Annotated in this window: 21 protein-coding genes, 1 tRNA gene and 1 pseudogene; 14 read left to right on the top strand and 9 right to left on the bottom strand. The window is 71.7% G+C overall.

What is annotated here, in order from left to right:
• The first annotated feature begins 200 nt into the window (after window positions 1-200).
• The 5 genes from RLT59_RS03290 to RLT59_RS03270 are packed head-to-tail and all read left to right on the top strand — an operon-like array spanning window position 201 to window position 4,184.
• Entirely contained in the window at window positions 201-2,111 is a 1,911-nt protein-coding gene (locus RLT59_RS03290) for a sensor histidine kinase (protein WP_311301953.1), read from the top strand.
• 7 nt (window positions 2,112-2,118) lie between these two features.
• A complete protein-coding gene (locus tag RLT59_RS03285) occupies window positions 2,119-2,553 on the top strand; it encodes a roadblock/LC7 domain-containing protein (protein ID WP_311301952.1) in 435 nt (144 codons plus the stop codon).
• A gap of 2 nt (window positions 2,554-2,555) precedes the next feature.
• Window positions 2,556-2,927, top strand: a complete 372-nt coding sequence (locus tag RLT59_RS03280) for a DUF742 domain-containing protein (RefSeq protein ID WP_185092623.1) — start codon at window positions 2,556-2,558, stop codon at window positions 2,925-2,927.
• Window positions 2,905-3,600 carry a GTP-binding protein gene (locus tag RLT59_RS03275; RefSeq protein WP_311301951.1) on the top strand — a complete coding sequence of 232 codons (696 nt, stop codon included), beginning with the start codon at window positions 2,905-2,907 and terminating at the stop codon, window positions 3,598-3,600. Before RLT59_RS03280 ends, RLT59_RS03275 begins: the two co-directional genes overlap by 23 nt.
• A gap of 20 nt (window positions 3,601-3,620) precedes the next feature.
• Window positions 3,621-4,184 carry a GAF domain-containing protein gene (locus RLT59_RS03270; protein WP_399126825.1) on the top strand — a complete coding sequence of 188 codons (564 nt, stop codon included), beginning with the start codon at window positions 3,621-3,623 and terminating at the stop codon, window positions 4,182-4,184.
• Between the two features lie 70 nt (window positions 4,185-4,254).
• Here the strand turns inward: RLT59_RS03270 and RLT59_RS03265 are convergent, their stop codons facing one another.
• The 5 genes from RLT59_RS03265 to RLT59_RS03245 all read right to left on the bottom strand — a co-directional run bounded on the left by RLT59_RS03265 (window position 4,255) and on the right by RLT59_RS03245 (window position 12,374).
• Entirely contained in the window at window positions 4,255-6,195 is a 1,941-nt protein-coding gene (locus tag RLT59_RS03265) for a DUF2264 domain-containing protein (protein ID WP_311301949.1), read from the bottom strand.
• 41 nt (window positions 6,196-6,236) lie between these two features.
• On the bottom strand, window positions 6,237-8,660 hold the full coding sequence (locus RLT59_RS03260; protein WP_311301948.1) for a polysaccharide lyase 8 family protein: 2,424 nt from the start codon (window positions 8,658-8,660) through the stop codon (window positions 6,237-6,239).
• A 47-nt stretch (window positions 8,661-8,707) separates the two neighbouring features.
• On the bottom strand, window positions 8,708-10,072 hold the full coding sequence (locus RLT59_RS03255) for a M60 family metallopeptidase (RefSeq protein WP_311301947.1): 1,365 nt from the start codon (window positions 10,070-10,072) through the stop codon (window positions 8,708-8,710).
• Between the two features lie 158 nt (window positions 10,073-10,230).
• The gene (locus tag RLT59_RS03250; protein WP_311301946.1) at window positions 10,231-11,325 is read right to left on the bottom strand and encodes a LacI family DNA-binding transcriptional regulator; all 1,095 of its coding nucleotides are present in this window, start codon (window positions 11,323-11,325) and stop codon (window positions 10,231-10,233) included.
• Window positions 11,326-11,387: 62 nt separating this feature from the next.
• A complete protein-coding gene (locus RLT59_RS03245; RefSeq protein ID WP_311301945.1) occupies window positions 11,388-12,374 on the bottom strand; it encodes a hydroxyacid dehydrogenase in 987 nt (328 codons plus the stop codon).
• A gap of 339 nt (window positions 12,375-12,713) precedes the next feature.
• Here RLT59_RS03245 and RLT59_RS03240 point away from each other — a divergent pair, with 339 nt between their 5' ends.
• The 6 genes from RLT59_RS03240 to RLT59_RS03215 all read left to right on the top strand — a co-directional run bounded on the left by RLT59_RS03240 (window position 12,714) and on the right by RLT59_RS03215 (window position 20,064).
• A complete protein-coding gene (locus tag RLT59_RS03240) occupies window positions 12,714-13,727 on the top strand; it encodes an ABC transporter permease (protein ID WP_073734464.1) in 1,014 nt (337 codons plus the stop codon).
• Between the two features lie 82 nt (window positions 13,728-13,809).
• Window positions 13,810-14,670, top strand: a complete 861-nt coding sequence (locus tag RLT59_RS03235; protein WP_311307600.1) for a carbohydrate ABC transporter permease — start codon at window positions 13,810-13,812, stop codon at window positions 14,668-14,670.
• Between the two features lie 51 nt (window positions 14,671-14,721).
• Complete coding sequence (locus tag RLT59_RS03230; RefSeq protein WP_311301944.1) at window positions 14,722-16,395, top strand: extracellular solute-binding protein; 1,674 nt, start codon at window positions 14,722-14,724, stop codon at window positions 16,393-16,395.
• Window positions 16,395-17,870: a M1 family metallopeptidase gene (locus RLT59_RS03225; protein WP_311301943.1), complete on the top strand. Its 1,476-nt coding sequence runs from the start codon at window positions 16,395-16,397 to the stop codon at window positions 17,868-17,870. Before RLT59_RS03230 ends, RLT59_RS03225 begins: the two co-directional genes overlap by 1 nt.
• A complete protein-coding gene (locus RLT59_RS03220) occupies window positions 17,867-19,615 on the top strand; it encodes a right-handed parallel beta-helix repeat-containing protein (RefSeq protein WP_311301942.1) in 1,749 nt (582 codons plus the stop codon). Before RLT59_RS03225 ends, RLT59_RS03220 begins: the two co-directional genes overlap by 4 nt.
• Window positions 19,612-20,064: a hypothetical protein gene (locus RLT59_RS03215; RefSeq protein WP_311301941.1), complete on the top strand. Its 453-nt coding sequence runs from the start codon at window positions 19,612-19,614 to the stop codon at window positions 20,062-20,064. Before RLT59_RS03220 ends, RLT59_RS03215 begins: the two co-directional genes overlap by 4 nt.
• 115 nt (window positions 20,065-20,179) lie before the next feature.
• Here the strand turns inward: RLT59_RS03215 and RLT59_RS03210 are convergent, their stop codons facing one another.
• Window positions 20,180-20,902 (bottom strand): TetR/AcrR family transcriptional regulator, encoded by a 723-nt coding sequence (locus RLT59_RS03210; RefSeq protein ID WP_311301940.1) that lies wholly within the window; start codon window positions 20,900-20,902, stop codon window positions 20,180-20,182.
• A gap of 141 nt (window positions 20,903-21,043) precedes the next feature.
• Here RLT59_RS03210 and RLT59_RS03205 point away from each other — a divergent pair.
• Window positions 21,044-21,992 (top strand): annotated as a pseudogene (locus RLT59_RS03205) (NAD-dependent epimerase/dehydratase family protein).
• 24 nt (window positions 21,993-22,016) lie between these two features.
• On the opposite strand, the gene RLT59_RS03200 reads toward RLT59_RS03205, so the two are convergent.
• On the bottom strand, window positions 22,017-22,919 hold the full coding sequence (locus RLT59_RS03200; protein WP_311301939.1) for a transketolase family protein: 903 nt from the start codon (window positions 22,917-22,919) through the stop codon (window positions 22,017-22,019).
• A 56-nt stretch (window positions 22,920-22,975) separates the two neighbouring features.
• Window positions 22,976-23,677: a thiamine pyrophosphate-binding protein gene (locus RLT59_RS03195; RefSeq protein WP_311301938.1), complete on the bottom strand. Its 702-nt coding sequence runs from the start codon at window positions 23,675-23,677 to the stop codon at window positions 22,976-22,978.
• Window positions 23,678-23,805: 128 nt separating this feature from the next.
• On the opposite strand from RLT59_RS03195, the gene RLT59_RS03190 reads away from it, so the two are divergent.
• A tRNA-Pro gene (locus RLT59_RS03190) sits at window positions 23,806-23,879 on the top strand.
• A gap of 129 nt (window positions 23,880-24,008) precedes the next feature.
• On the opposite strand, the gene RLT59_RS03185 is transcribed toward RLT59_RS03190, so the two are convergent.
• Window positions 24,009-25,430 (bottom strand): DEAD/DEAH box helicase, encoded by a 1,422-nt coding sequence (locus RLT59_RS03185; RefSeq protein WP_311301937.1) that lies wholly within the window; start codon window positions 25,428-25,430, stop codon window positions 24,009-24,011.
• A gap of 304 nt (window positions 25,431-25,734) precedes the next feature.
• Here RLT59_RS03185 and RLT59_RS03180 point away from each other — a divergent pair, with 304 nt between their 5' ends.
• Window positions 25,735-26,142, top strand: a complete 408-nt coding sequence (locus RLT59_RS03180) for a YciI family protein (RefSeq protein WP_311301936.1) — start codon at window positions 25,735-25,737, stop codon at window positions 26,140-26,142.

Raw genomic sequence — 26,142 nt, 5'->3', positions numbered from 1 at the left:
TACCAGAGCGGGACGGATGGCGGGCAAGTTCCGCAACTGCCCGCCGCGCCCTCGTCAAGGGCGACTACCGTGTGTGTCCGGTGATCAACGGTGGGCTCATATCCCGCAGCCCGTCCGGCCGATGATCCAGGAATGACCGACCACCGTAGGTGCCACCACATGGATACCGATTCCTGGGGCCCCACGTACCGAGGACGCTGATGTCTCAACTTCGCGCACCCGACGCGCGACCGGAACGCCGAGAGGGCGGGCGGCACGGCCGACCGGGCGCCCGTTCCCACTCGGCCGCGGCCAGACCGCGCGCTGCCCAGCCGTCCCCCGAGGCGCGTATACGCCCCCAACTCCTGCGCACCGCCGTGCTGCCGACCGTAGCCGTCATGCTGACCGGCGCCGCGGCCGTCATCCTCACGGTCCGCTCCACCGGCACCGCGCCGTCCACCGAGCTGTGGACCGCGCTCGGCGCGGCCGCGGCACTGGCGGTCGCCGCCGTGGCGGCGGCCTTCCTCGCCGCCAACCGCGTCGCCACCACCGTCCTCGGCCGGTGCTTCGCCCTGCGCCGGGCCAGCGCACAGGGCCAGGCCGAACTGCAGCAGGTGGTGGAACAGCTCCGCAACGGCGAACCCGTACCCACTCGCCGGGCCCCGCGGCCCACCGTCCCCGGCAGCGACGCCTTCGAACTGCTGGCACAGGAGCTCGGCCGCCAGCAGGAAGCAGCCGTGGCCGCCGTCGTACAGGCCTCCCGGCTCTCGGAGCACACCGGCGAGGACCAGAAGGTCGAGGTCTTCGTCAACCTCGCCCGTCGGCTGCAGTCACTCGTGCACCGGGAGATCCAGCTGCTCGACGAGCTGGAGCACGAGGTCGAGGACCCCGATCTCCTCAAGGGCCTCTTCCAGGTCGACCATCTGGCCACCCGGATCCGCCGGCACGCCGAGAACCTCGCGGTCCTCGGCGGCGCCGTCTCCAGGCGGCAGTGGAGCAACCCGGTCACCATGACCGAGGTGCTGCGCTCCGCGATCGCCGAGGTCGAGCAGTATCCGCGGGTCAAGCTCGTGCCTCCGATCGACGGCACCCTGCGCGGGCACGCCGTGGCCGACGTGATCCACCTCCTGGCCGAACTGGTCGAGAACGCCACGGTGTTCTCCGCCCCCCAGACCCAGGTGCTGCTGCGCGCCCAGCACGTCACGGCGGGCCTCGCCCTGGAGGTGGAGGACCGGGGGCTCGGCATGCCGGGCAACGAGCAGAAGCGGATGAACGCCCTGCTCGCCGACCCCGACCAGGTCAATGTCGCCCGGCTGCTCCAGGACGGCCGGATCGGGCTGTTCGTGGTGGCCTCGCTGGCCCGCAGGCACGGCATCGCCGTACGGCTGCAGAGCAACATCTACGGCGGCACGCAGGCCGTACTGGTGCTTCCGCAGTCCCTGCTCGGGGCGGAGGACGACACCGCGGCCGGCGAGGCGCCCGCCCCGCACCCCGGCCCCGTGCACCGCCCGCCCCCGCTGGACGAGGCCGCGGCCCCCCGCGACCTCGGCCCGGCCCCGGCGCCCGCCCCCGAGCCGGAGCGCCGGCCCTACGTGCCGCAACAGCAGCAGCTGCGGATGCACCAGCCGACGCAGCAGACCCGGCGTCAGGGCGAGGGCCCGCCGCTCCCGCTGCGCGCCGAACGCCTCGACCGGCCCACGCCCCCCGAGGCCCGCCCCGGCATCCGGCCGGCCGACGAGGCGGTCCCGGCGCTCGCTCCGGAGACCGGGGGCGTACGCGGCACGATGGACCGCCCGCAGCTTCCCCGCCGCGCGAACCAGGAACACCTGGTCCCCCAGCTCAGGGAGGCACCGGCCCCGCGCACCGAGGAGGAGCCCACCCTGCACGACCCGGGCCTGGTGGCGGCTTTCCGGCGCGGCATCGACCTCGGGGAGGCCCGAGCGGAGGCGGAGCCGGGGACCGAGTCCGTACCGGAGCCCGGCCTCGGGACGGATCCGGCGGCGGTGCCGGCCGCCGGGACACCACTGGACCCGCTTCCGGTCCGGGGCGCCCCGGCACCGGGACAGCTCCTTCGGACCGGCTCGTACCACAGCGATCAAGACCCACTCGACGCGAACACCTCCAAGGAGTAGATGCACCATGGCGACCGATATGCCGTCCGGTCAGGTCTCGGACCTCGACTGGCTGCTGAGCGGGCTGGTACAGCGCGTGCCGTACACCCGCAGCGCGGTCCTGCTCTCCGCCGACGGGCTGGTGAAATCCCTCCACGGCATGGACGCCGACAGCGCCGACCACATGGCGGCGCTGGCGGCCGGGCTGTACTCCCTCGGCCGCAGCGCCGGGGCGAGGTTCGGGGACAACGGGGAGGTGCGCCAGGTGGTGGTGGAGCTCGACTCGACCCTGCTCTTCGTCGCCACCGCCGGTTCCGGCACCTGTCTGGCCGTCCTCGCCGGGCGGAGCGCCGACGCCGCCGTGCTGGGCTACGAGATGGCCATGCTGGTCAAGAGCGTCCGGCCCTATCTGATGACCCCGAACAGACAAGCGGCCGGGGTGCCGGGCGCCACGGGGCTGTGAGCGTGTCGGCCACCCAGGACGCGCCGTTGCTCGACGATGCGGCGGGCCGCCTCATCCGCCCCTACACGGTGAGCGGCGGCCGCACCCGCCCCACCACCGTGCTCGACCTGCTCTCCCTGGTGATGGCCACCGGAACCGTCCCGCAGGTCCACCTCGGTCCCGAGCACTCGGTGGCGCTGGGACTGTGCGGCGGGCCCACCTCGGTGGCCGAGATCGCCGCGCACCTGCGGCTGCCCGCGGTCGTCACCAAGGTGCTCCTCTCCGACCTGGTCGACTGCGGAGCGGTCACCGCGCACCCGCCCGCCTTCCATGACATGCCCACCGACCGATCCCTGCTGGAGGCAGTGCTCGATGGCTTACGACGACAGCTCTGACGGTTTCGACGGCTCCGCCCCGTACCCGGGGTCAGGGAGCCCCGGACCCGTCGGCTACGCGCAGGAGCCCAGCAGCCCGGAGGGCTTCCCCGTCGCGCTCAAGGTGCTGGTCGCGGGTGGTTTCGGGGTCGGCAAGACGACGTTCGTCGGCGCGGTCAGCGAGATCGCGCCGCTGAGTACGGAGGAACTGCTGACCCAGGTCAGCGCGGCGACCGACAGCCTCGAAGGCATCGAGTCGAAGACCTCGACCACGGTGGCCATGGACTTCGGCCGCATCACGCTGGACGAGAGCCACGTGCTCTATCTGTTCGGAACACCCGGGCAGGAACGGTTCTGGTTCATGTGGGACGAACTCTCGCAGGGCGCGCTCGGAGCCGTGGTCATCGCGGACACCCGCAGGCTGGAGGAGTGCTTCGCGGCCGTCGACTTCTTCGAGCGGCGCGGCATCGGGTTCATCGTCGCGGTCAACGAGTTCGACGGCGCCTTCCGCTACGGCCCCGAGGAGGTGCGGGCCGCGCTCGACCTGGCACCCGCGGTACCCGTCGTCCTCTGCGACGCCAGGATCGCCAGTTCGGGAACCGGCGCGCTGGTCACCCTCCTCCAGCACCTCATCAACGCCACCGCGGAGCCGGCCCCGCTCTCCGGCCACGGCAGTTTCGGAGTCCATACGTGATCCCGCACGCCATCGGACGGATGCTGCTGACCCCCGTCGACAGCGACGCCCCCGTCCGGACCCAGCGGCTGCGCAGCCTTGACCTGGGAGAGCGGAGCGACGCCTCGTTCGACAACTTCGACGCCTTCGCGGACCGGGTGGCCGAAGTGACCGAAGTGCCCTTCTCGATGGTCAACTTCATCGACGGCAACCGACAGTTCTACGCCGGACTGCACACCCCCGCGGGCACCCGCAAGGGCGCCGACCTGGGTGCCACGGCGGCGGGCAGCGGCCGCAGCGGGCGCTATGTCGCCCTTGACCACGGCTACTGCCCGCACGTCGTGGTCCGGCGAAGAGCGCTGGTCCTGGAGGACGTCTGCGACTATCCGCGGTTCGCCGGGAACCCGGTCGTCGACGACATAGGCATCCGCTCCTACCTCGGGGCGCCGCTCATCGACCGCACGGGGATCGCCCTGGGCGCCGTCTGCGCGGTGGATACCGTCCCCCGCCCGTGGGGGAGGGCCGGGCTCGACACGATCAAGTCCCTCGCGCAGGAGCTGATCGGGCACATCCACAGCCGGCAGGACAACAGCATCGGGATCTGACCCGCTCCCGTCGGCCGGTCGATCCGGCCGGCCGGCGCCGGTCAGACCCCGACCTGGCCCCTTCGGAAGGTCAGACCTCGACGCGGCTCCCGTCCAGGAAGGTCAGGACCACCGCGTCGCCGTCCACCCGTACCCGCACCGCCGTCCGCAGCGCCTCCGGATGGACGCTGTCGCGGGAGAGCACGACGAGCGACACCTGCACGATCCGGCCGCCCGGACGGGGCGCGCTGCGCAGATACGGAACCGCCGAGTGCGGTCCGTACGCGTTGGACTCGACGTCGCGCGCCACCGCCGCCCCGTCGGCGCCGCCGTCCCACCCGTACAGCGCGACCACCGCACTGGTCAGCCCGTCGGCCGTGCGGGCGAGCGCCCAGTCGGGACCGGAAGAGGCGAACGGGCCGGTCGGACCGGCGACCGCGTGGCCGCCCTCCCGGATCACCGCGCCCTCCGGCGAATCGACCCGGTGCACCCGGATCTCCCACGGCCCGTGCAGCACGCTCGTCGTTCCGATCCGGTACGCGCGCTCGTCGCCCGGCAGCCGCGCCGCCGACCAGGACGCGGCGACACGGCCCTCGCAGCTCACGGGATGGATCCGGCGACGGCGGGACGGGGTGCCGTCCGGGGCGATCAGGGACAGCTGGTTGTCGATGTTGCGGGCCAGGGCGTGCGGCGCGGACTCCGGTGCGGTCGCCGTCGAGTACGCGAGCTTCGCGTAGTGCGGGTCGTCCTCGCCCGCGCCCCGGTCCGGATCGGCTTCGGAAGAATCGGCCGAATCGGCTTCGGGCGCGGGCGGGTTGTGGTCGCTGCCGTGGTTGACGAGCCGGACGATCCCGTCGTGCCGGGTGCCGTGCAGCAGCCAGCCCGGTGCGGGCAGCGCGGTGCAGGTGTCGGACTCCTCGACGGGCAGCGGGAGTTCCCGCGCGGTCCACACCGCGTGGTCCGCCGGGAGCAGCAGCCCGAGGAAACCCTTGCTCGCCCAGTATGGCGAGGCCGGACCCGAGTACGGCTGGGTGGACGGCAGGAAGGTGTCGTACCAGCCGAGCGTCAGCAGCCCCCGCTCGTCCGGCACCCCGCGCTCCGCGAAGTGCCGCAGCGTGCCGGAGGCGAGCCGGCGGGTGAGTCCGGGAGCCAGCGGCGTGCAGTCCGCGAGCGCGCCCATCCACACCGGGGCCAGCGAGGCGAACCGGTACGCGAGCGAACGGCCCTGGTGGACCGGGGCGCCGTCGGCGCCGAAGAAGTGCGGGTAGTCCTCCAGGAACCGGCTGAGCCGCTCCCGGTACACCGCGGCCCGGCCGCCGTCTCCGTCCGGCCCGGCGATCCGCGCCCACAGCAGCGGGTACAGATGCATCGCCCAGCCGATGTAGTAGTCGAAATTGCGGCCGTCCCCGTCGGTGTACCAGCCGTCACCGACGTACCAGTCCTCGATCCTGTCGAGTCCGCCCTCGATGTCCGACCTGCTGTAGGGGGCGCCCACAGAGGCGAGGAACTGCTCGGACACCACCTGGAACAGCCGCCAGTTGTTGTCCCAGGTGCGGCCGCCGACGAATCCGGAGAACCAGTCGACGACCCGCTCCTGTACCCCGGCGTCGAGCCGGTCCCAGATCCACGGCCGGGTCTCGTGCAGCGCGACCGCGATGGACGCCGCCTCCACCATCTGCTGCGAACAGTCCGTCAGGCGCGGCCAGGCCTCACCGCTGCCGGGATCGGTCCCGGCGGCGAGACCGGCCGCGTAGCGCTCGGTCAGCGAGGGGCCGACCGCCCCGCCCGCGCCCGCGATCCGGCAGGCGGCGAGCAGGAACGACCGGGCGAAGCCCTCAAGACCGTCCGAGACGACCCCCGACCAGCTGCCCCGGCCGGGCAGCCGGTACTGCGCGAAGCCGGGTGTGGCGTACGGCGTCAGTGCGTCCAGCATCCGGTCGGCGGTCGCCTCCCAGTGCGCCCGGGTCCAGCCGGTACGTGACGACAGGACCCGGTCGGTCGGAGGCAGTTGCAGATGCGGGGCGACGGACATGGTGGCGCTGCTCCTCGGGGGCGATGCTCGGAAGGGTTGGGTTACAGGACGAGTTCGGCGCGGTGGCTGTGGCCGCGCGAGCCGCCGGCCGCGATGGTGAGGACGGTCCTGCGGCCGGGGGCGATGCTCACGGTGGCATCGGCCCGCGCCACCGACCGCACCCGGAAGGGCAGTTCGACCGTAAGTGAGGCCTGTGTCCGGCCCGGGTCCGCCACCGCGAACGACACCCGCGCTCCTCTCCGGCGCACGAGCACGGAGGCCGGCCCCGACGAGGTGATCCCGGCCGCGGACCCGGCGTCCCAGAAGTGCGCGGCGGTCAGTCCGGCCCTGCGGTCCTCCACGGCCTGGGCGGTGGCGTCGTTGGCGACGATCCGGACCGGCCGGGAGTGCGACCAGACCGCGGTGGCGGCGGCCGACGCCCCGGGCAGCAGTACGTAGGCGTAGCCGGCGTCGTCGGGCGAGATGCCGTGGTCGACCCGGAGCGTGAGGTAGCGGCGGGTGATCGGACGGGCGCTGCCACCGGTGTCGGCGCCCGTGTTGATGGCGTGCCACGTTCCGGTGCGCTCCTCGCGCAGGGTGCGCAGCGCGGCCCCTTCGGGGAAGACGTAGCCGCCGGTCCCGTCGAGATGCGCCCACCGGGCCCGACGGAACTCATCGGCCCGGCCCTGCTCCACGGGGAGCGGGACACCGTCGACCAGGAGCCGGTTGCGGCCACGCGCGCCGAGGTTGCGGTTCTCCACGATCGTCTCGACCGCCCGGCCGTCGCTCGCGGTGATGCCCGCGCCGAGCGCGACGACCGCGTTGTCCAGCAGGAACCACGCTTTCCTGGTCCGCAGCGTGCTGTCGGGGGCGCCGGTCACCTCCATCGCGGCCACCGTGTACCGGTCGTCCAGTACGGCCCCGCCCGCGACGCTGTTCGACGGCAGGTAGGTGGAGGTGCCCGCGCCGGTGCCGAGGTCTTCGCGGTGGCGGGTGTCGACGGTGGTGCCGGGGAGCCGGTACGGGTCGACGGTCGGCCAGAAGCCGTCGTTGTACTGGCCGAGGTCTTCGCCGTCGTACAGATACGTCATGCCGTCGCCGGTGTACCAACCGTGCAGGTTCTCGCCGTTGCCCGCCTCGTACGCGGAGATCCGCTTCGACGACAGCGACAGGGCGCAGGCCCAGCCGGGGCGGCGGTGTACCACCCGGTCCATGTCCGCGAGGACGAAGCTGCCCGTCGTGCGCGCCCCGGCGCGGACGGAGCGGTCGTCGAGCACGGCCTTGGCCAGGGCCAGTTGGGGGAGGGTGGCGAGAGCCGCGAACGGTGTGGTGCGGTTGCGGGTCAGCCAGCCCTTGGCCAGTGACCGCCAGCTGTCCGCGTAGGAGGCGGGTGCACCGGACGCGAGGAGGAGGATCGCCGCGACGGCCGAGGCGCCGTCCCGGTGGTCGCCCGCGCGCTCCCGCGAGACGGCCCGCCCGCGCACCGAGTCCATCATCAGCCCGTCGAAGACCACCGGCGCGAAGCTCCGCTCCACGGCCTCGTACATCACGGAGACCTCCGGGTCCGCGACCGCCCACGGCGAGTCCGCGAGGAGGGCGATGAGCCAGGCCGCGCCGCCGAGCAGCACGGTGCCGTACGAGCCGGTGTACGCGACCACGTCGTGCTGGACGAACGAGCCGTCCTGGTAGAAGCCGTCACCCGAACTCGCGTACCGGAAGAGGCTGTTGCGGCCGGAGTCGCGTACGTCGGAGAGGGCGTCACGGGCCGATGCCAGCTTGTCCGCGTCCCTGCCGAGCAGCCCGCGCAGCGCCACGGTCACCGCCTTGTCGGTGCGGTTGGCGCCGGTCTCCGACAGCGTGGGGGAGTTGGTCCGGCGGTCCGCGTCCGGGCAGAACCGGTCGACGACGGCCAGATAGTCCGTCAGGTCATCCTCGGGCAGCTGACCGCGCAGCAGCACACAGCAGTCCATCAGCGCGCGGGGAGCGCCGATCTCCCAGAACCACCAGTTGCCGCTCTCCTTCGCCTGCGGATGGTAGGCGGTGTCGTACGTGAAGCGCAGCGCGCCGAGCAGGGCCTGTGCGGTCGCCGCGTCGCCGTGCAGGGCGGCCCCGGGCGTGGCCCACGCGGTGGCGAGGGTGCGCAGCCGGGTGTAGCTCTGCCCGAAGTTGCCCGGATCCGTGACGGGGGAGAGGTCGGCCCACAGCGCGGTCCGTCCGGTGTCGCGGTCCAGGGTGTCCCACAGCTCCTTCGCCGTGCTGTCCAGGGCCGCGAGGGCGGTGGCGACGTCGGGGTCCGACGGGTCTGACCCGCCTCCGGTGATCAGGGTCTCCGCCCGCAGGAGGAGTCCGTCGAAGTCCTGGTCCGCGCCGGTCGCGGTGTCCGGCGGGCTGTCCGCCGCCTGCGCGGTACCCGCCGTCGGGGCGAGCGTCGCGCCGACGGCCGCGGCGCCGCTCGCGGCGAGAAGGGTCCTTCTGCTCAGTTGCACGATGACTCCCTGTCCTGTGCGGCTGCGTCGTCCATGTCCTGTGCCGCTCAGTCGGAGAGCGTGCTCGGGTCGACGTCCGGCCGGGGCAGGTTCAGCGCGGCGAGTTCCGCCCTGCCGACGGCGTCGATGGGGAAGGCCCAGGTGTTGACGAAGAAGTCGGTGAGGTCGCGGTCCGCGACGCGGCTGGAGTAGGTGGCCAGTGCCCGGTAGCGCTTGTCGTTCTCCGTGGAGTCGGACTGCGGGTTCTCCTCGCGCACCAGCTTGTGCAGCCGGGGCCAGAAGTCGTCCCCGAAGGCCAGCTCCAGCTGACGCAGCGGCACGAGCTTCTCGTAGGCGCCGAACGACTTCTCGTAACTCAGCCCGTCGGTGCCGAACTTGGCCCGTGCGGTCTGGAAGGCGGTCAGCCCGGTCGCCGGGTCGACGGTGAGCAGGTTGGACGGCTGGTCCAGGGTGCGCTGCGCGGCCAGCGAGTAGATGTTCACCGTCACCTCGGTGAGGCCGCCGGGCTTGTAGGCCATCTGCTGATGCAGGTGGCCCAGTTCGTGGTAGAGCCCCCAGCCGCGCGTCCGCAGCCCCTCGACGGTGGTGGCCCGGTCGAGATAGGCGCGCGGGAAGCCGTTGTAGCCGTGCGTGGCGTACGCGCCGACACCGGTCGGCACCTTGCTGACCTCGGTGAAGTGGTACGGGCCGGCCTTGCGCCGGTGCACCGGGCGCGAGCCGTCGAGGCCGCTGATCCGGGCGTGCGAGTCGATGATCGTCCCGACCAGCCGGAGCAGTGCGGCGTGGTCCTCGTCCCGGTACTGCAGCGCGCCGTCCCTGGTCAGCGTCATGATCGTGTCCGGCCCGTGGAGTTCGACCCAGGGCGACTCTGTGAGGCTGTCCAGCTGGCGCTGGTAGTCCGCCTCCGTGGTGTGCCCCAGCGTGAAGACCGGCATGGGGACGGCTCCGGAGCGGATGAGCACGGAGGCCCGTTCGCCGTTTCCGGTGAGCGTCAGATAGACCGGGCCGCCGTGCGGGTCCGTCACGGTGTTGTCGCCGGCGGTCAGCGGATAGGAGCGTGGCTCTGTGACCTCGCCGTAGTAGTCCCAGGCGCCGATCCAGAGCGTGGGCAACAGGCCGTCGTCAGGCCGGAGGGTCAGCGAGAGCGGGGTGCCGGCGGGAACGTACAGGCCGGTCGGCTGGAACTCCGAGCCGCGCAGCGCCTGTGCGAGCCGCAGCCGTTCGGCCTCCGCGGCGGGGCGGGCGGTGACGGTCAGGGTGGCGGGGCGGGTGGCCGGCCGGCGGGGGGCGGCCTGAGCGGCGGGGACGGCGGCGCCGAGTGCGGCCACCGCCCCGGCGCCGGCCGCGGCGGCGAGTACGGAGCGGCGGGCGACCGGGGTGGCGGACGGGGCGGAGGGGGTGTGCTGACGCATGCGGAACTCTCCCTGCAGAAACGAACGAGGGGCGGAAGCGTGCGGAACGGGGTAGGACGTGCCGTCAGCATGTAAGCGGTTGCTGTCGAGCCGCAAGGGGAGTCGGAAAGTTACTGTCATTTTCTATGGCCAACTGCGGACAGGCAGGAGGTAACCGGTCAACCGCGCGCGGGCCTGCCGGCCCGGGGACCGACGGAATCGCGTACCACGATGTGGGTGCCGAGCCGCAGCGCGCCCGTGGTCGGCTCCCGCCAGTCGTCCTCGTCGCCGCCGGAGACGGCCAGCCGCACGGCCTGGCGGCCCATCTCCTCCAGCGGAATGTGGACGGTGGTCAGCCGGGGGCGCAGCTCCTGGGCGACGGGGATGTCGTCGTAGCCCACCAGCGAGATGTCCTTCGGCACGTGCAGACCGGCCTCTTCCAGGGCCTGTGCGGCGCCTGCGGCGACCATGTCGTTGGCCGCGAACACGGCGGTGAAGTCCAGCCCGTCCCGGATCAGTTCGGCCATCCGCCGGTAGCCGAAGTTGCGGCTGAAGGCGCCCGACTGCACCAGGCCGGGATCGGCGGGCAGCCCGCGCAGCTCCAGGGCGCGGCGGTGGCCGGCGAGGCGCTCGCGGGTGGTGGAGAGCTTGGGCGGGCCGCCGAGGTAGAGGATGCGCTCGTGGCCCTGCATCAGCAGGTGGTCGGTGACCGCGAAGGCGCCGCCCTCGTTGTCGTACTCGACGGAGGCGGTCGGCGCCGCCTCGTCCAGCGGCGGCCTGCCGCACAGCACCAGCTTGGAGCCGCCCGCGTCCAGCTCGCGCGCCCGGCGGGCCAGCTCGGAGGTGTAGCCGCGATCGGCGATGGAGCCGCCGACCACCACCACCGCGTCGGCCCTGCGCTCGTGCATCAGGTCGATGAAGGCCAGCTCGCGCTGCGGGTCGCCCTGGGTGCAGCACACCAGGCAGAGCCGGCCGCCGAGCGCGGCCTCGCGCTCCACGCCCCGCGCGATGTACGCGTAGAAGGGGTCGATGACCTCGTTGACGATGATGCCGACGGTGCGGTTGGAGACCCCGGCCAGCGCGCGGGCGTGCGCGTTGACGACGTAACCGAGCTCGCGCATGGCCGACTCGACGCGCTCCCGGGTGGCCTCCGCGACGGGGTAGTTGCGGTTCAGGACGCGTGAGACGGTGGCCGTCGAGACCCCTGCGCGCCGTGCGACGTCGGTGACCGTCGCCCGCCGCTGTCCGTCCGCGGCCGTGCTCTGCCGGCGCATCCGGCTCACCCCCTGGTGGCTGTTGTGTGACGCCGAGCCTAGAGCCTGCGGCGGGACGGGGTTCATGCGATCCTCCCCAGGTCCGCCCGGTGCACCGGGTGCCCGAAGGGCTCGCCCCGCGCGTACCGGGCCAGCTCGTCGACGGCGAGTGCGCCGAGGCGGCCCACCTCGTTGCCCTGGGCGCCGGCGAGGTGCGGGGTCAGGAAGACGTTGGGCAGGTCCCACAGCGGGTGGCCGGCCGGCAGCGGCTCCGGGGAGGTCACGTCCAGGACCGCGTCGAGCCGCCCGCTGACCAGGTGCCCGGTCAGCGCCTCGGTGTCCACCAGCGGGCCCCGGGCGGTGTTGACGAGCAGGGTGCCGGGGCGCATCAGGCCGATCCGGCGGGCGTCGATGATCCCCCGGGTCTCGGGCGTGTCAGGGGCGTGCACGGTCACCACGTCACTGGTCGCGACCAGGGTGTCCAGGTCCGCCGGGGTGACACCGAGGAGCGCGGCCTCCGCGGTGCCCACGTACGGGTCGTACAGCAGCACCTCCGCGTCCAGGACCCGCAGCAGCTCGATGACCCGGCGGCCGATCCTGGAGGCCCCGACCACACCGACCCGCAGCCCGTGCGTGCCGAGCCAGTGCTGCCGGTCGAGGTCGGCGCCCGTGCGGTGGGTGCGGCGCTCCCGGTAGAGCCCCGCCAGCGGGAACACCCGCTTCGCGCCCATGATGATCGCGGCCAGAGTGAACTCCGCCACCGGCACGGCGTTGGCGGAGGCGGCGGAAGAGACGACGATCCCCCGGTCGAAGGCCTCCAGGGACAGAAACGTCTTCACCGTGCCGGCCGCGTGGATCACAGCTCGTAGCGCGGGCGCTCTCTCCAGCAGCGCCGCGTCCACGGGCGGGCAGCCCCAGCCGGTCAGCAGCACCTCGGCGGCGGACAGCGCCGCGGTGGCGGCGGGGGAGTCGAACTCGCTGATCACGGACGGGTCGAGGAGGTCCGCCGTCTCCTCCAGCCGGGCCCGGACAGGAGGCGGGAAGACCTCGTCCAGCAGTCCGGGGCTCATGACCAGAACCGTGCGCGGCCGCCTTCCCGGCGGGGTCGCGGCATCGGTACCGGATTGAGCCGGTGCCTCTTCGGTGGTTCGCACCCTGCCTCCGGACAGTAATCGCGTTCTATGGAATGACCGGCACGCTAGGGAGCGTGACACCCGACCGTCAAGCTGTCTCCGTCTGCAACTGACCCGATTCCGACGGTATACGACGATTTCCGGGCCCGGATTTTCTTCGAAGAGCACTGCGAAACAAAGACGTTCGCTCGGATCTCTTGACGCTTGGGTTAACCGCTTACTAACTTGCGGCCGCAGAAGGCTCACCACGCGCCACCCGGCCGAACAGGACGCACCATGGCTGACACAGCACCCCCGCTGCCGCGGGAAAAACGGCGGCAGCGGGCCGATGAACCCGCCCCGCCCGAAGCCCGGACCGCTGCCGCGCCACGCCGGCTGACGCTCGGACAGCGGATCAAGCGCGACCGGGTGATGCTGCTGCTCACCCTGCCCGGACTGCTCTACTTCGTCGTCTTCCACTACGTGCCGCTGCTCGGGTACGTGGTGGCGTTCCAGGACTACCAGCCGTACCTCGGCTACATGCACAGCGTCTGGGTCGGCTTCGCCAACTTCTCCTCGGCGTTCGGTGAACCCGCCTTCTGGAGCGCGACGTTCAACACCCTGGAGATCGCCCTCATCCAGCTGGTGTTCTTCTTCCCGATCCCGGTCGCCCTGGCCCTGCTGCTCAACAGCATCGCCAGCGACCGCATCAGGCGGTTCGTGCAGAGCGTCGTCTATCTGCCGCACTTCATCGGCTGGGTCATCATCGTCTCGATCTTCCAGCAGATCCTGGGCGGCGCCGGGCTGCTGCCCGATGTGCTGGGCGGTCTGGGGCTGCCCCGCTACGACATGATGAGCGACCCCGACGCCTTCCCCTGGCTGCTGACCCTCCAGGTGGCCTGGAAGGACGCCGGCTGGGGCACGATCATCATCCTGGCCGCGCTCCTGAACATCGACCGGCAGAGCTACGAGGCCGCCGCGATCGACGGCGCGGGCCCCCGGCGCAGGCTCTGGCACGTGACCCTGCCGGGCATCGCCCCCGTGCTCATCCTGCTGCTGATCCTCAACCTCGGGCAGATCCTCTCCGTCGGCTTCGAGCAGATCCTGCTCCAGCGCGACGCGGTCGGCCCGGACGCCGGTGAGGTCCTAGACACGTACGTCTACTACCACGGCATCAAGGACAACGACTGGGGCGTCGCCGCCGCCGTCGGACTCGTCAAGGCCGTCATCGGCACCGTACTCGTGCTGGGCGCGAACAAGCTCGCCCACCGACTCGGCCACGAAGGGGTGTACCGCGGTGCTGACCGCTGAGAAGACCCGCGCCACGTCCGCGACCACGACGCCCGCGCCCCGCCCGGCCCGGAAGCCCAGGACCGACGGCAGACCGCCGTGGATGGAACGCCCGACCCGGATGGGACAGACCGCCAAGGCGGTGGCCGTCGTCGTGGTCGTCCTCGCCGTCGCCTACCCGCTGGTCGGCGTCATCGGAACGAGCTTCGCCTCGCAGACCGACATCATCAAGGCCTCCGGACTCGTCCTGTGGCCCGACCACCCCAACCTCGACGCCTACCGGACGATCTTCACGGGCGGCGTCGTCACCCGGGCGCTGCTCGTCTCCGTGGGCATCACCGTGTTCGGCACCCTGGCCAGCCTGCTCGTCACGATCGGCATGGCGTACGGACTCTCCCGCCGCGAGGTCACCGGCTCCCGCCCCATCCTGATGATCGCCCTGTTCACCATGCTGTTCAACGCGGGCATCATCCCGAACTTCCTGCTGGTCAAGGGGCTCGGGCTGTACGACACCTACGCGGCGCTCGTCATGCCCACCCTGGTCAGCGCCTTCAACCTGGTCGTCCTGCGGTCCTTCTTCATGGGCCTGCCGGACGAGCTGTACGACGCTGCGAAGGTCGACGGCGCCGGCGACATCAGCATCCTGGTGCGGATCGTCCTCCCGCTCTCCAAAGCGGTCCTCGCGGTGATCAGCCTCTTCTACGCGGTGACGTACTGGAACGCCTTCTTCAACTCGCTCCTGTACCTCAACGACTCCGACAAATGGCCGCTGCCGATGGTGCTGCGGACCTACGTCCTCCAGGGCCAGAGCCTGAACTCGGCCTCGGCCGGCGAGGTGCTCGCCCCGCAGCAGGCCGTCCAGATGGCGGTCCTGGTGATCGCCGTCGTACCGATCCTCTGCGTCTACCCGTTCCTCCAGCGCTACTTCACCAAGGGCGTGCTCACGGGCGCCGTCAAGGGCTGAGCGCAGCCCCCGCCCCCCACTCCTTCCGCCCCCTCTCACAAGGAGATTCAGGTGTCGAGCTCCACTCCCGTCAACCGCAGAGCGCTGTTCCGCATGGGTGCGGGCATCGGTCTGGGACTGGCCGCCGCCCCGCTGCTCGCCGCCTGCGGCGACGGCGGCACGACTGCCAAGGCCGAGGCCAAGAGCGCCTCGCTGCTCCCCGACACCGCGATCCGCAACATCGGTGTCAAGCCCGATCTGGCCGGCACCGCCGCCGGCGTCCCGCAGGGCTTCTTCAGCTACCCGGCCAAGCCGCTGCGAGCCACCAAGGGCACCCCGCTCAAGGGGGCGAAGCCGATCAGCGCGACGATGGAGACGTTCTCACCGCCGCCGCCCTCGCGCGGCCGGAACGCCGCCTGGCAGGAGATCGAGAAGCTGCTCGGCGGCCAGGTGAACATCACCGCCGTCCCCGCCGACGACTACGGCACCAAGTTCTCCACCATGGTCGCGAGCGACAGCCTGCCGGACCTGTTCATGTACCCGGAGACCGGAGGCGTCGACAACAAGTCCGCGTTCCTCCAGGCCAAGTGCGCCGACCTGACTCCGTTCCTCACCGGGGGCAAGGTCAAGGACTATCCCAACCTGGCCGCGATACCGAAGGGCGCCTGGCAGTCGGCCATCTTCGGCGGGAAGCTCTACGGCATCCCGATCGCGCGCACCGGTACGGGCGGTGCCGGTGTCTACCGACACGACCTCTTCGAAGAGGCCGGCGTCACCAGTCTCGACCAGATCACCGACCTCGACCGCTTCGTCGAGATCTGCAAGGAGCTCACCCGCCCCAAGAAGGACCAGTACGCGATCATCGCGGGTGCCACCGGCATGCTCGCCATGTCCGCGGGTGCGCCGTACTACTGGCGGCTGGACGAGAAGACCGGCAAGTTCACCACCGATCTGGAGACTCCGGAGTTCCGCAAGGCGGTGGAGACCGCCCGGCTGCTGTACAAGGCGGGCTGCTTCTACCCGGGCACGCTCCAGATGTCCGGGGCGCAGAAGGCCCAGTACACGGACATGTTCAAGAACGGCAAGGGCGCCTACGTCTACGACGGCATGCCCACCTACCTGGTACCCGGTGTCGGTTACGTCGCCGCGATGAAGGCGGTCGACAAGAAGTACGACCCGCGCCCGTTCGTACCGGTAGGCAAGGACGCCATCGCGTGGATGGACAACGTGGAGCTCCAGAACACGCACATCAAGCAGGCGTCCGGTGACCGCGTCAAGGAGATCCTGGCGTTCGCGGACTTCGCGGCCTCGCCGTTCGGCAGCCTGGAGTACACCCTCATCAACTACGGGGTCGAGGGCAAGGACTTCACCCGCGACGCGCAGGGCAACCCGGCGCTGACCAAGCAGGGCACCCAGGACGTCACCGTGCCCTGGAAGTTCGTGGCCTCGGCCGTCCCCGCGATCTTCAGCGCCGACTCGGAGCCGGGCGTACGCCACGTCCACGACACGTTCACCAAGATGATCCCGATCATGGAACAGGATCCGACGCTCCAGTACTCCTCGCCCACCTGGGACTCCAAGGGCTCCGGCAGTCTCAACACGTTGAAGGGCGATGCCCTCAAGGACATCATCTCCGGCCGCAAGCCGATGTCGGCCTACGACCAGCTGGTCAAGGACTACCTGGCCAAGGGCGGCGAGCAGGCCCGCGGCGAGTTCGAGGACGCCTTCCAGAAGGGCAAGAAGTGATGACCGCTCCCACCAGCAGGCGTACGGCACTGAGACTCGGCGGCGCGGCGGTCGCCGCGGCCGCCGCGATCCCCGCCCTCGGCTCGCCCGCCGCGGCGGGACCGCACCGCTTCGACCCCAAGCCCGGTGCCGACGGAGTCGGGGACCCGCTCTTCCCGACCCTCGGCAACGGCGGCTACCAGGTCCTCCACTATGACCTGACCTTCGACTTCACCCCGGTCACGTACGACTTCTCCGGCACCGTGAAGATCAACGCCAGGGCCACCCAGGACCTCTCCGCGTTCAACCTCGACACCGACGGACACACCATCGACACGGTGACCGTCTCCGGCCGCCCCGCCCGCTGGGAGCTCACGCCCGGTCAGAGCGGCGAGGAGCTCACGGTCACCCCGGCGCGCCCGCTCCGCGACGGGCAGGCGTTCACCGTCGAGACCGTCTACCGGGGCAACGGCAAGGCGCCCCGGCTCGGCCTCACCGGCTGGAACTTCGGCACCGACGGCGGATTCGCCTCGGCCGCCCAGTCCTCGCGCGCCGACACCTTCCTGCCGTGCAACGACACCCCGTCCGACAAGGCGACGTGGACCTTCCACATCAGCGCGCCCAAGGGCTTCGTCGCCACCGCCAACGGCGAACTCACCCACCGCACCCGGCGCGCCGACGGCTCCTCCGTCCGGCACTTCGCCCTGCGCGAGCGGATGGCGACCGAACTCATCGGCATCGCCGTAGTCAAGGGCACCTACCTCTACGGCACCAGCAACCGCGGCCTCCCGCTGCGGCACATCGTGCCCCAGGGGCAGGAGGAGAAGTACGGCCCGATCGTGGCCCGCACCCCGGACCATCTCGCTTGGCTGGAGGCGAAGTTCGGCCGCTACCCGTTCTCCGTCTACGGCCTCCACATCTACGACGGCTACACCGACGCCCTGGAGAACCAGACCCTGTCGCTGTTCTCCACCAACTGGTTCAAGCTCAACGCCGACGGACAGCCCGGCTACGAGACCACCATGGTCCACGAGCTCGTCCACCAGTGGTTCGGGGACTCCGTCACCCCGAACGACTGGCAGCAGGCCTGGCTCAACGAGGGTCCCGCCGTGTACTACGCCGGTCTGTACGGCGAGGAGCGCGGCTGGTCCGTCTTCGAGGACAAGATGAGGACGACGTACGAGAAGCTCGACGCCGTCCGCGCGGCCGACGGCCCGCCCGGACTGCCGAAGGCGCTCGGCGGCACCAACATCTACGACGGCGGCGCACTCGTGCTGTACGCCCTGAGCCTGCGGGCCGGCCGGCGGAAGTTCGACACCGTGATGCGCGAGTGGGTCAGGCGTTTCAAGGACTCCACCTACACCACGGAACAGTTCATCCGGCACACCGTCGACGTGACCGGCGACCGGAGCCTGGACCCGTTCCTGCGCGACTGGCTCTTCGGGGCCGTCAACCCGCCCATGCCCGGCCACCCCGACTGGAAGGCCACCGCGTGAACCGCACCCTGAACGCCGTACGAGGAACCGCCGCCGCCGCGACCGCCGCGTTCCTGGCGGCGCTCCTCACCGCTCCGGCCGCCCAGGCCGCACCCGGCGCCCGCACCCTGTACGCCGCCCCCGACGGCCGTGGCACCTCCTGCACCGTCAGCCGCCCCTGTACTCCGGAGGGCGCCCGCGACCAGGCCCGCACCGAGAAGGGGCGCGATGTCCGCGTCCTCCTCAAGGACGGCACGTACCGGCTCGACGCGCCCCTGAAGCTCGGCCCGGACGACTCCGGCACCACCTGGGCCGCCGCTCCCGGCGCCCGCCCCGTCCTCTCCGGCGGACAGGACATCACCGGCTGGCACCGCAACGGCGACGGCACCTGGAGCGCCGCCGTCCCCGCCGGGGTCACCCCGCGCCAGCTCTTCGTCGACGGCGAGCGCGCCACCCGCGCCCGGGGCGAGGCCTGCGCGACGAGCACCTGCGGCGCCTCCGCCACCGGCATGACCGGCGCCACCGCGACCGGGATCGACCACTGGCAGCGCCCCACCGACGCCGAAGCCGTCATCCGGGTCCGCTGGCGGAACTACCACTGCCGGATCGCCGGCGTCAGCGGCGACACCATGACGTTCGTCCAGCCCTGCTGGACCAACTCGGCGAGCGGCACGGACCGCACCGGCCCCGCCTGGGACTCCACCGCAGTCGACTCCACCCGCTACAGCGGTGTCGCCTTCTTCGAGAACGCCCCCGAACTCCTGGACCAGCCCGGCGAGTTCGTCTGGGACTCGAAGGGCCGCACCGTCACCTACCTGCCGCGCAAGGGCGAGGACATGCGCCGCGCGCGGACCGTCACCCCGCACACCGAACAGCTGCTCGTCATCGACGGCTCCCATGACGTCACCGTCAGCGGGATCGGCTTCGCGTACGCGGCGTACCGGCAGCCCGGCACCGATGAGGGCTACGCGGGAATGCAGGCCGGTCTCACCCTGACCGGCGCCACCGGCCCCGTCGACCACGCGGGCCGCTACTACACCAAGCCGGCCGCCGCGGTCACCGTCCGCGGTGGCCGGCAGGTGCGCATCGACAGCAGCCGGTTCAGCCATCTCGGCGGGGCCGGAGCGATCCTGGAGGCCGGCACCAAGGACAGCTCACTGACCCGCTCGTCCTTCACCGACCTGTCCTCGGGCGCCGTCTACGTCGGAGACACCGAACCGATGCCTGAGGCGTCACTGACGGGGGAGCGGAACACCGTCGCGTACAACACCATCAGCCGCTCCGGCGTCGAGTACACCGACTCGGTGGGTATCTGGGCCGGTTACGAGGCGGGTCTGAGCATCGACCACAACAGCCTGGACCACCTCCCGTACTCCGCGATCTCGGTCGGCTGGGGCTGGAACCAGCCCGAGGCCCAGAAGTCCGTACTGCGTGACAACAAGGTGACGGGCAACCGCATCACCGATGTCATGGAGGTCGCGCAGCAGCAGCACGACGGCGGCGCGATCTACACCCAGGGCGCCCAGCCCGGCACCGTCCTCAGCGGCAACTACCTCAACCGCTCCGCGTACGGCAACACCGAACGTGACGGGAACGGCATCTACCTCGACGAGCAGTCCTCGCACATCACCGTCGAGCGCAACGTCATCACCCGCATCGGCTACAAGTGGGTCTCCAACTGGGCGGACTACGGAATCCAGAACACCGCGCGCGGCAACTGGACCGACACCGCCGCCCCGCCCTCGGCGGAACCGGCTCGGTCATGACGGACAACCTGACCGGCCTCGACCGGCTGCCCACCCAGGCGCTCGCCGTCGCCGCACGGGCGGGCGCCCACGGCGGCCCGGTCGAGCAGCTCCGCACCGACCTGGCCCGCACCGGCACGGCCACCCAGTCCTCGACCGACGGAGCGGCGACGGCGGAGCTCGCCCTGGACGCCGACACCGACACCGACACCCGCACGCTGTCCGAGGCGGGAGCCTGGTGGCAGGCAAACCTCGGCGCCGTCCGGCACGTCCGGCAGGTCGAGATCTGGAACGACGCCTCTTCCACGACGGCCGACTTCGACGTCGTCACGGACGACGGCACGGTGCACGTCAGCGGGAAGGCGCTGCGTCCCACGCTGGTGAACCTGGACAGCCGGACCCGCACGGTGAAGATCGTGAAGTCCGGTACGGGCCGGGTGGCCCTGGCCCAGGTGCTCATCCACCCCTGACACCCGCCACCACCGCGCACACCGATCGCCGGACCGGCCCCTGGGCCCGTCCGGCGATCGGCGTCGTGCGCCCGGGGGGACGGGCTGGAGTGAGCACCCCGGGCCCCCGGGGTGCTCACTCCAGCCCGAAGGTGTCCGCCAGCATTCCGACCTGCGCGTCCAGCAGGGTGTCCCCGGTGTGTCCCATCCCCTCGAACTGGCCCGCGGCCTCCAAACCCACGGATCCGTGCAGCTGCGCCCAGGCGAGGAGAGCGCCGGCCAGCGCCCCGGCAGCGCCCGCCGGGCCGGCGGCGTCCGCCGCGTACTCGGCCACCCAGCCGCCCACGGCCGGATCCCCGTCCAGCCAGGCCGCCATCTGCGCCACCACCGGCGCCACAACCGCCCCGGGCGTCCCGCCCGCGAACACCGGAAGGAACGGCCCGAGCACCGCGCGGGCCCGGTCCAGCGTGTCGGCGAGCGCGACATACCCCGGCACAGGCGCGCCCTGGATCAGGAGATACCGGTGTGGCTCCCCGACCGCCGAGGCCCGGTACGCCACCGCCAGCGCGCGCAGCCGCTCGCGCGGGCTCTGCGCGGCGTCCACCGAACGCGCGGCCGCCGCGCCGATGGCCGAGGCGGCATCGTCGTACGCGTCCCTGATCAGCGCGTGCAGCAGATCGTCCCGGCTGGCGAAGTAGCGGTAGAGCGCGGGCCCGGACAGACCCATGTCCTTGGCGATCCGGGTGAGCGCGAGCGCCGCCACACCCCCGTCGGCCAGCTGTCGCAGGGCCGCTTCCTTGATCTCCGCCCGGGTCTGCTCCCGGTAGCGGGCCCGCGGCCCCTGTTGCGCCTCGGCCATCCCCGGCCCCTTCCGCTAGGCAAGCTCACTTCAGTTACGGAGTCTAACAGTCAGCCTTGCGAGGCGTCATTGCGAGAGTTACAGTGTCTAACAGAAGTGAAAAGCCGTAGCGATCGTCGTCCGCATCACGGGGAGTACGTCATGACCGCAGCACGTGATCTTCAGGTAGTCCTCGGCTCGGGCCCCGCCGGTACCGCACTCGCCGTCGAACTCGTGCGCCGGGGCCACCCGGTCCGGCTCGTCGACCGGGCGGCCAACGGCCCGGCGCTCGAAGGCATCGACCGGTTCGCCGCCGATGTCGCCACCCCGGAGGGCGCCCGTGCGGCGGTCGGTGGCGCGGCCGTCGTCTACCACTGCGTCAACGTGGCGTACCACCTCCAGGTCGAGGCCATGCCGCGCATCCAGCAGGCCGTACTCGCAGCGGTCGAAGCCGAGGGCGCCCGCCTCATGGTGCTCGACACGCTCTACCCGTACGGCGAGACGCACGGTGCGGTCATGACGGAGGACACCCCCGTGGAACGCCACGACCGGCAAGGGTGTGATGCGCGCCGAGCTCGACGCCCGCTACCTCGCCGCACACGCCGAGGGCCGGCTGCGGGTCGTACTGGGCCGGTCCGCCGACTTCGTGGGGCCCGGTGTCCTCAACTCCACGCTGGGCGGCGCGGTGTTCCCCGCCGCGCTGACCGGGGAAGAGGTACCGGCGTTCGGCGACATCGACCTCCCGCACAGCTACACGTACATCGGTGACGTGGCCGCGGGCCTCGCGACGCTGGGGGAGAACCCGGACGGTGACGGCCGGGTCTGGCACCTGCCCACCGCCCCGGCGCTCACCACCCGCCGGATCCTGGAGATGATCGAGGAGCGCGTCGGCCGTCCGCTGACTCTCACCGTCGTCTCGGAACCCCGCCCGTTCGGGCCGTTCGACGAGCAGTTCATGACCTCGTACGCCGAGATGTTCTACCAGCACACGGAGGCGCAGATCGTCGACTCCTCCGCCATCGAGAAGGCGTTCGGCCTGGCACCGAACCCGCTCTCCGCGACCGTCGACGCCACGCTCGCGTGGTACGGGGAGCTGCTGGCGGCCCACTGAGCGCGGCTGTCCCCGTCGCGCCGCTCACCGGTCGAGAAACGCGCCGATCCGCTGCCGCAGGCCTCGCGGGTCCAGGCCGTGAGCGGCGAGGTGCTCGTCCATCTGCCCGTACCGGCGCAGTTCCTCGCGGGCGACGCCGAGCCCCAGGATCCGGTGCGGGCGGGCGGCGAGCGCGTCATTGGCCGCTGCCGTGGACGTGCCCGCGAGGTACGGCTCGACGATGACCACGTCGGCGGCCGGTCGGTCGCCCACCGCCCCGCGCAGGCCGTCCCCGTCGAACGGCCGCACCGTCGTCGCGTACAGCACGGTCACGTCGAGCCCCTCGGTGGCCGCGAGGACGTTGTCGAGCATCGGGCCGACGGCGATCACCACGCCGCCCGTCCCCTCGCGCACCGTGGTGAACCCGCCGGGTCCGCCGACCGGGCGCCCCCGCTCGTTGGACTGCATCGACAGCCGCACATACACCCGGTCGTCCCCGGTGACGGCTTCCCGCAGTAGTGTCTCGGCCTCGTCGGGGTGCCCCGGAACGTGCACCGTCCAGCCGTCGAGGGTGTCCAGGAGTGCGACGTCGCCGGGCGCCATATGGGTGAAACCGCCGGCCGGCCAGTCGTAGGAGGCTCCGGCGCTGACCAGTACCCCGCCCACGCCCTGGTGGCCGAAGTCCAGCTTCACCTGTTCGAAGGGGCGCTCCACCAGGAAGCTGGCGAAGGTGTGCACGATCGGCCGCATCCCGGTGAGCGCCATTCCGGCCCCGGCGCCGACGAGCAGCTGTTCCCGGATGCCGACGTTGACGACCCGGTGCGGATGGGCGCGCTCGGCCCGGCTGAAGCCGTCCCGGCTGATCTCGGCCAGCACGAGCGCCAGCCGCGGGTCCTCGTCGAGCAGGCGTGAGGTGGTCGAGATGAAACGGTCCCGCATCGTGTCCATGGGAGGTCTTCCTCTTCTTTCTGTCCGTCGGTCCGGTGGATGGCTGACGCGGGAGCTCAGCCCTTGGGGGCGACCCGTGCGACCACGGCACGCGGCTGTCCGGGGTGCGGTGCGGTGAAGGCGGCGTACAGCTCCTCGTGGTCCCGCCCGTCCACGGAGGCCACCGACCAGCCCGCGGTAGCGAACCGGCCGGCGATGCCGCCGGGGCGCCCGTACGTAGCCGAGGCGTTGTCGATCACCACGGTGTGCAGCCGGTCGAGGCCCGCCGGGGCCGCGTAGGCGATCGCCTCGTGGTTGCTGCCCTCGTCCAGCTCCGCGTCCCCGGTCAGCACCCACACGCGAGGGCCGGTCAGCCCCTGGGCCCGCAGCCCCAGCGCGGTGCCCACGGCCAGCGGCAGCCCGTGCCCCAGCGAACCGCTGCCGATCTCGGCGCCGGGCACCAGCACCCGGTCCGGATGGTGGCCGAGCGGCGAGTCGTACGAGCCGAAGCCCGCCAGCAGCTCCTCACCGAAGAACCCGTGCGCGGCGAGGACGGCGTAGTACGCCATCGGCCCGTGTCCCTTCGAGAGCAGGAAGCGGTCGCGGTCAGGGGCGTCCATGGTCCCCGGTGACACCCGGAGCACCCGGTCGTAGAGCACCCACAGGGTGTCGAGCGTCGAGGTGGCGGCGGAGTCGTGCTTCTCGTCGCCGGTCATCCGGCTCATCAGCCGGTGCAGATCGCGACAGGCGTGGGTGGGGGCAGCAGTGGTGTGCGTCATGTGCCACAGCGTTCAACATCAAGCATGGTTGAGGTCAAGCGCCCAAAGGTGTTCGTAACCACCCGTTGAAGTGCGGTATTGTTCTCATGCGCGTTCGGCCAGGGGGAAACCCCAGGTCAGGCGGGCATCGGGACGTGGCGCAGCTTGGTAGCGCACTTGACTGGGGGTCAAGGGGTCGCAGGTTCAAATCCTGTCGTCCCGACTGGAGACAGTCGCAGATCAGGGCCGGTTTCGGAGCAATCCGAAACCGGCCCTGATCCGTTTCCGGAGACGCTCGGGGCCCTGCCCGGCCCGGCCGGATCGGCGACGGGCCGGGCCGGGCTCGCGGCGGTCAGCGGCCCTTGCGTACCTGGGACGCCCTGCGGGCCTCCGCCTCCTGGCGGGACTGGGCGGCGCGGCGGCTCTCCTTCGGGGCCTGGGCCCCCATCCCTCGGAACGGCCGCCTGCCGGTCTGTGCGGGTTTGGTCGTCGGCGGCCGCTTGGCGCCGGTGATGCGCGTCAACTCGGCCTCGCCGGAGCGCACCTGAGTGACCGTCGGCCGAATGCCGGCCTCGGACATCAGCTTGCTCACGTCCCGCCGCTGGCCCGGTGTGACGAGGGTGACGGCCTTGCCCGACTGGCCGGCCCGCGCGGTGCGGCCGCTGCGGTGCAGGTAGTCCTTGGCATCCGTGGGCGCATCCACGTTCACCACCAGGTCCAGCTCGTCGATGTGGATGCCGCGGGCCGCCACGTTCGTGGCCACCAGGGCGGTGACGGCGCCGCTCCTGAACTGGTCCAGCGTGTGTGTGCGCTGCGGCTGCGACTTCCCGCTGTGCAGGGCGGCCGCCGGGATTCCGCTGCTCTTCAGATGGCGGGTGAAGGTGTCCACGCCCGCCTTGGTGTCCAGGAACATCAGTACCCGCCCCTCGCGGGCGGCGATCTCGGTCGCCGCCGCGTACTTGTCGGCGGCGTGCACGTTGAGGACGTGGTGCTCCATCGTGGTGACCGAGGCGCGGGCCGGGTCGACCGAGACGAGCACCGGCTCGTGGAGGTAGCGCTCCACCAGCTGGTCGACGTTCCGGTCGAGCGTGGCCGAGAAGAGCAGTCGCTGGCCGTCGGGGCGAACCTGGTTCAGGATCTCCGAGACCTGCGGCAGGAAGCCCATGTCGCACATCTGGTCCGCCTCGTCGAGCACGGCGATCCCCACCCGGTCCAGCTGGAGGTGGCGCCGCGAGATCAGGTCGCAGAGCCGTCCCGGGGTCGCGACGACCACCTCGGTACCCGCCTTCAGCGCGGCCGCCTGCCGGTTCATCGACAGCCCGCCGACCACCGTCGTCATCCCCAGCCCGAGGACGCGCGCGTACGGCTCCAGCGCGTCACCCACCTGCTGGGCGAGCTCCCGCGTCGGGACGAGCACCAGGGCGAGGGGGCGCTTCGCCTCCGCGCGCCGCCCGGCGGTCCGGACCAGCAGGGCCAGCCCGAAGGCCAGCGTCTTGCCCGAACCGGTCCGCGCCCGCCCCAGCACGTCCCGGCCGGCCAGCGCGTCGGGCAGGGTCGCCGCCTGGATGGGGAAGGGCTCGGTGACCTTGAGACCGGTCATCGCCGTCAGCAGTGCCTCGGGCAGTCCCAGCTCCGCGAAGGATCCGGCGGGCGGCAGTCCCGGGCTCGCGCCCGCCGCCGAGGGCGTGCCGAGCGCGCCCCGGGCCGGTTCGGCCCGCTGGTTCCTGCGGCCGCCGGGGCGTCCGGAGGCAGAGGCGGGCGGCTTCGCGTTCATGGGGAACCTTCCTCAGCTGGGGGCCTCCGTAACGCGCCGGGGCCCGTGCTCCTCGGCACGGGCCCCGGCGATGTCGCAAGCGTCAGCCCCATTTTACCAGCGGGCGCCGGAGCCCGGCGCCGGACAGTGCGAGGGGGGCTCGCGGGACCCGGTGAAGCACCGATGAGGTTCAGGATGATCGTGGTGCTGAGGGGTGGGAAAATTTTTCCGGCCGATGACGCCGATGATGTCGAGAACCCGGAACCGGCTCCGTCCCCGTAGTGAACGCGACCACAATGGCTCGCACAGTGTCGAGGAGAACACCGTGGCGAAGTACCTGCTTCTCAAGCACTACCGAGGCGCCCCGGCAGCCGTCAACGACGTCAGCATGGATCAGTGGACGCCGGAGGAGATCTCGGCCCACATGAAGTACATGCACGACTTCGCGGCCCGGCTGGAGGGGACCGGCGAGTTCGTCGACGGCCAGGCCCTCGCACCGGAGGGAACGTTCGTCCGGTACGACGGTGAGGGCCGCCCGCCGGTCACCGACGGCCCCTTCGCGGAGACCAAGGACCTCATCGCCGGCTGGATGGTGATCGACGTCGACAGCTACGAGCGCGCCGTCGAACTGGCCGGGGAACTGTCGGCCGCGCCCGGGGCGGGCGGCAACCCGATCCACGAGTGGCTGGAGCTGCGCCCGTTCCTGACCGAGCCGCCGACCATCACGGAGTGA

This window comes from Streptomyces sp. ITFR-6 (assembly GCF_031844725.1).
GTDB lineage: Bacteria > Actinomycetota > Actinomycetes > Streptomycetales > Streptomycetaceae > Streptomyces.
The sequence above is the reverse complement of the archived record's forward strand: the minus strand, read 5'-3'. Positions and strand labels throughout refer to the sequence as shown.